A 4484-nucleotide genomic window follows, 5' to 3' on the forward strand; every position below is an offset into this window, starting at 1 on the left:
TGCGCTGAGGATCATGGGCATCCCCCACTTGGCCAAGGCGCCAATTCTACGCCGCAGAACAACCGCGTTCAGCGGCGTAAAAATACTTGTCAGATGCGGCGCGGGAGTCTTTCCCGAGATACGCTTGGTGGAACGGTCTGGCGGCACCGACCCATACTTGACGTTCGACTGCCCTTGCAGCGAAGTCTGCTTTGCGCCGCCATCCCGGTCGTTTGCCGAGCAGTTGGTTAAGCCCGGAAGCCGCCATTTATCGACTGTGGGTATCAGACCTCCAGCAGGAGGCCCCTTTCGATCCTGAATGGCAAGGCGCTGACTTTGACTATCCAGCGGAAAGCAATCGCTGCCCCGCCGGCGATCGACCGTCACAACAGCACCCCACCGACCTCCGTCGGACTGGTCAACGTGATCGGAACCGACCGATCTCTTGCTGACAGCCTGATGCGCCTCCGATAGCTATCCAATCGATAGAGGGGGATGGAATGGAGATCGCCAGCTTAAAGATCGAGAATTTCAGAGGCGTGCAGAACGGTATGATCCGTTTCTCGCCGCACACGGTGCTGGTCGGCGCGAATAACTGCGGCAAGACAACGGTGATCGAGGCGCTGGCGCTGCTGTTCGGCCGCGACCGGATGATCCGCCAGCTGACCGAGCATGATTTCCACGGCAGCAACCCGCAGCCGGCAGATCGCATCCGACTGACCGCAACGGTGATCGGGTTCCATGACGACGATCCCGCCCAGCATCCCGAATGGTTCCGCGACGACAGGGGCATCGTTAAGTGGTGGAACGCGGCGGCCGGCACCGTCCATCCCGCGCGGACCGATCCGGCATGGAGGCTCGCCTGCCAGGTCGCCTTCTCGGCACGGTTCCACCGGCCTTCGCTTGAAGTGGAGACGCTGCGCTACTTCCACGACGACGACACCGTCGGCGATGTCTTCGACGACGAGACGGCAACCCCGCTTCCCGCCCGTCTGATCCGCGAACTCGGCTTCTTCTTCGTGCCTGCCGCGCGGACCTGGGACCGGACAGTGTCGTTCGGCTCCGAACTCTTCCGACGCGTTGTCGCCGCCGGCGACGGACAGCCTTCGGAATCAGTTCTCGCTGAGCGTGACCGTCTACGCGCCCCGGAAGCGAGGCTCGAGCAGGACGAGCGGCTCTTGCCGATTGTCGACCGGCTCAATCAGGAACTGCGCGGCTTTTTCCGGACGAACCCAACCCTGCATCTGCGGGTGACAGCCACCGATTCCGATGGGCTGCTCGAGTCGGTGGTGTCGCATTATGCGCACAGTGGGGCGGACGTACCGCTGCCGGCTAAGCGGCATGGCAGTGGGCTTTTGTCACTCCAGCATCTGCTATTGCTCCTGCAATTCGGGCGGCTGCGTGTCGAGGCCGACGAGAATTTTTGGATGGCGCTGGAAGAGCCCGAGCTGCATGTCCCCCCGGCTTTGCAGCGTCGGCTTGTGCACCGCATCCAGTCACTGTCACGCCAGACCCTAGTCTCGACCCACTCGCCGATGGTCGCAGCACTGGCGGATCCGAGCGGCGTCGCGGTCCTGCGCAACGAAGGCGGCGTCCTGACATCGGTGCCGCTCCTGCAGTCGACCTTGCCGGCTGACACGCCTAATAGCGTCCGCAAGTTGTTCCAGGTGCACCGCGTCGAGACGATCGCGGCGGTGATGCATGAATTCGTGCTCATCCCCGAGGGCAGGACGGATTACCAATGGCTGGGCCTCCTCGTTCGAGCCGTCGACCTCCATCAGAGCTGGGCCGCGACCGATGAATGCCGGTTCGACGCATTTGTGGGCGTGATTCCGACCCATGACGGGTCTGTCGTGCGCACCGCTGCGGCGATGTCGGCGCTTCACCCCCGCGTTGTCGCACTGGTCGATGGCGATCCCGAGGGCTTGGGCTATGCCAACTCGCTGGCCGCAGCCGGTGCTCCGAATTCTCGGATAATCCTGCGCTGGGCCGCCGGTCAGATGCTCGAGGATGTGATCGGCTGGATCATCGATGCCGACGCGACCGCCTGCCTGCCGACCATCTTGATCGACAATCCTCCCACAACTGTCGCCAATCTCGTTGCGCGCCTAAAGAGCGAGGTCCGGGCGACAGGCGGGCTGAAGAAGGACAGCTTGAGCTACGAGGCGATTGCGGGGGCGATCGGCGCAAACGCCGCATGTTGCGCGCGAGCGCGAGCGCTCCTTAACGCTATCACTGAAGTTGCCCAAGGTACCGACAATCCACTGTTCGTGGCGGACCCCAACCATCCGACGATCAAGGTCTTCACGCCGTGACTATCCAAGCTGTCGAAGGCGGTGCCGGGTGCGGGAAGACATATCGGCTCATGGCGATGCTGGCGGAACGGCTCGAGACCCACCCGCTAGACGACGGGCAGCGCGTTCTCGCCCTCACCTTCATGCACGGGTCGCGGCGTCGCTTGTCCGAGCGCCTGCGCTCGGTCGCCAACCTGCGCGGACGTGTGGATTGCCGCACGATCGATGCCTTTGCGTGGCGCATCTATCGCCGTTGGCGGGGGTTGGCAGGCGCGCTTGCCATTGCTCCTGCGACCGAGGGCGAGTTCGATCGCGTCTGCGAGGCAGCCGGATTGCTGCTGGAGCAGCCGCAAGTTTGCGCTTGGGTCGCGGCGAGCTTCCCGATCGTGCTCGTCGATGAAGGTCAGGATCTCAAGCCTGAGCGTCTGCGCATGCTCAAGGCGCTCGCGGGCACGGTCCATGCGCTGATTGCCGCCGACGAGTTCCAGTGTCTGGATCAGGCGCTTCGCCCCAATCCACTGGTCGCATGGCTGCGACAGGAGGCAGAGCCGGAGACATTGGTGCAGGTGCGCCGCACGAATGCGCCGGGTCTGCTGGCGGCAGCGACCGCGATTCGCGCGGGCAATGCGCCGGTCAACGGCGCCGGATTCAAGCTGCTGCCGCCGGGAGCCAGCGTGCCGCTCGCCACGACGTTGCTCGCTAATGCCATCGCCTGGCGGCAGGGCGGCGATGTCGCAGTGATCACACCCGCGCTGCAGGGCGGGTTTGCCAAGTCGGTTGTCGCCCGGCTCGCTCTGGGACCGTGCGGCAAACAAAACAACGGGCCTTACACCGTCCATTGGGAAGCCAATGACCGCGACGAGGCGCAGGCCCTGATCGCAGGTCTCGATCTTGGGGCCGATGCGCCGGCGGCGGCTACCTGCGCAGCGCTGCGGGCGTTGCCGCGGACTGGACCCGTGCGTGCGACACTGTCGTGGGTCGAGAATCAGGTTCACGCCTGCGGACGGGGAAATTTCACCCGTGCGGAGATCGAGGCCATCATCGCGCGGCAGGTCTCGCTGCGACGGCAGCATGGTGGCGGCACGTCGCATCAACTGACGGCGATGACAGTGCAGCAGGCCAAGAACAGGGAGTTCGAGGGCGTCGTGGTCATCTGGCCCTATCAGGTGGGAGGTGATGCTGAACACAAGCGTCGCCTGCTCTACAACGCGATCACCCGGGCGAAGCGATGGTGCAATGTCATCGTCCAGAGCCCGAATATTCTCGCTGCCGCGCCGTTCGCCTGAATGCTCGACCCCGTTTGCCCGCCTTAGCGCCAGAGCGCTTATGATGGCGATTAGAATCGCCTCCGAACTTCCCCCCGATGAGCGAAGGTCCGGTTGTTGGAACTGGCAGGAGCGGATTGAACGTCCGGCGTTGGGTCTTAGCGATCCGACAGCCGAGTTACGCCAATGTCCACTTTCCGTGATCTAACGCCGATGGACTATGGCTCCCGTCGTGTTTAGCTTCAGACCGCCACCGGTCAGATGTGCTAGGTCAGATTCTAATTGGATGAAGCGATGGAGGTTTCAGAGACCCTACGTGGACGAAACTGGCTCAGCAATTTTGCCCCTGAGCAGCAGGTCGTTGCAAAACGCTTGCTGGACGCAGTCGAGTTGGTTGGGCAAGACCAATTCCGAAATGGTCTAGTCCGACTGATATCTGGTCTTCCCAAAAAAGTCCAAAAACCTATCGCGCTCGTTCCCGTACGAGAAATGGCTCCCGGTCAGAACTATTTTGGGCCCGACAAAAATGCCTCTCCCCGCTTGCTCAACTCTGGGTCCTTCCCCGGCAGCGAGGGCATCGTCGCCAACGTCCTAGGCGCACTGCGTCGCCAAAATGGCAACGAGGGAGCATTTGTGGCGGCACCCAGCCTCAAGAATATGAGAGCTGCGAGATGCCGAACCATCTTGTACGTCGATGATTTCAGCGGCTCAGGAAAGCGGATTTTAGACTTTCACCGAAGCTTTATGACTAGCAAGACCATGAAGAGTTGGAAGTCATATGGGCTCGTAAAGTTTCATGTTGCCTTGTTTGCCGCTACACCCCACGCTCGAGAAGTTCTGAATTTTACGTTCGGCGACCAGAATGTGCACGTCGTGACGTTGCCCCCAACTTCTATCCAGCTGTGAGTTCGCCCTGACGGTTGGATTTTCCCTCTCGGGCGTGCGG

At 62.2% G+C, this 4484-nt stretch carries 4 protein-coding genes; 3 read left to right on the forward strand and 1 reads right to left on the reverse strand.

Features of this window, described 5'->3' with window-relative positions; genetic code table 11:
- Positions 1-366 (reverse strand): hypothetical protein (locus MWN33_RS18940; RefSeq protein ID WP_247202614.1); only part of this gene is annotated, 366 nt, incomplete at its 3' end.
- Positions 367-479: 113 nt separating this feature from the next.
- On the opposite strand from MWN33_RS18940, the gene MWN33_RS18945 reads away from it, so the two are divergent.
- The 3 genes from MWN33_RS18945 (at position 480) to MWN33_RS19230 (ending at position 4444) form a co-directional block, all read left to right on the forward strand.
- Positions 480-2294: an ATP-dependent nuclease gene (locus MWN33_RS18945; RefSeq protein WP_247202615.1), complete on the forward strand. Its 1815-nt coding sequence runs from the start codon at positions 480-482 to the stop codon at positions 2292-2294.
- Positions 2291-3559 (forward strand): ATP-binding domain-containing protein, encoded by a 1269-nt coding sequence (locus MWN33_RS19175; protein ID WP_343313676.1) that lies wholly within the window; start codon positions 2291-2293, stop codon positions 3557-3559. The genes MWN33_RS18945 and MWN33_RS19175 overlap by 4 nt, the downstream gene beginning before the upstream one ends.
- A 273-nt stretch (positions 3560-3832) precedes the next feature.
- Complete coding sequence (locus MWN33_RS19230; RefSeq protein ID WP_425532030.1) at positions 3833-4444, forward strand: phosphoribosyltransferase-like protein; 612 nt, start codon at positions 3833-3835, stop codon at positions 4442-4444.
- Positions 4445-4484 lie beyond the last annotated feature (40 nt).

The organism is Ancylobacter koreensis (assembly GCF_023016525.1).
Classification (GTDB): domain Bacteria; phylum Pseudomonadota; class Alphaproteobacteria; order Rhizobiales; family Xanthobacteraceae; genus Ancylobacter; species Ancylobacter koreensis.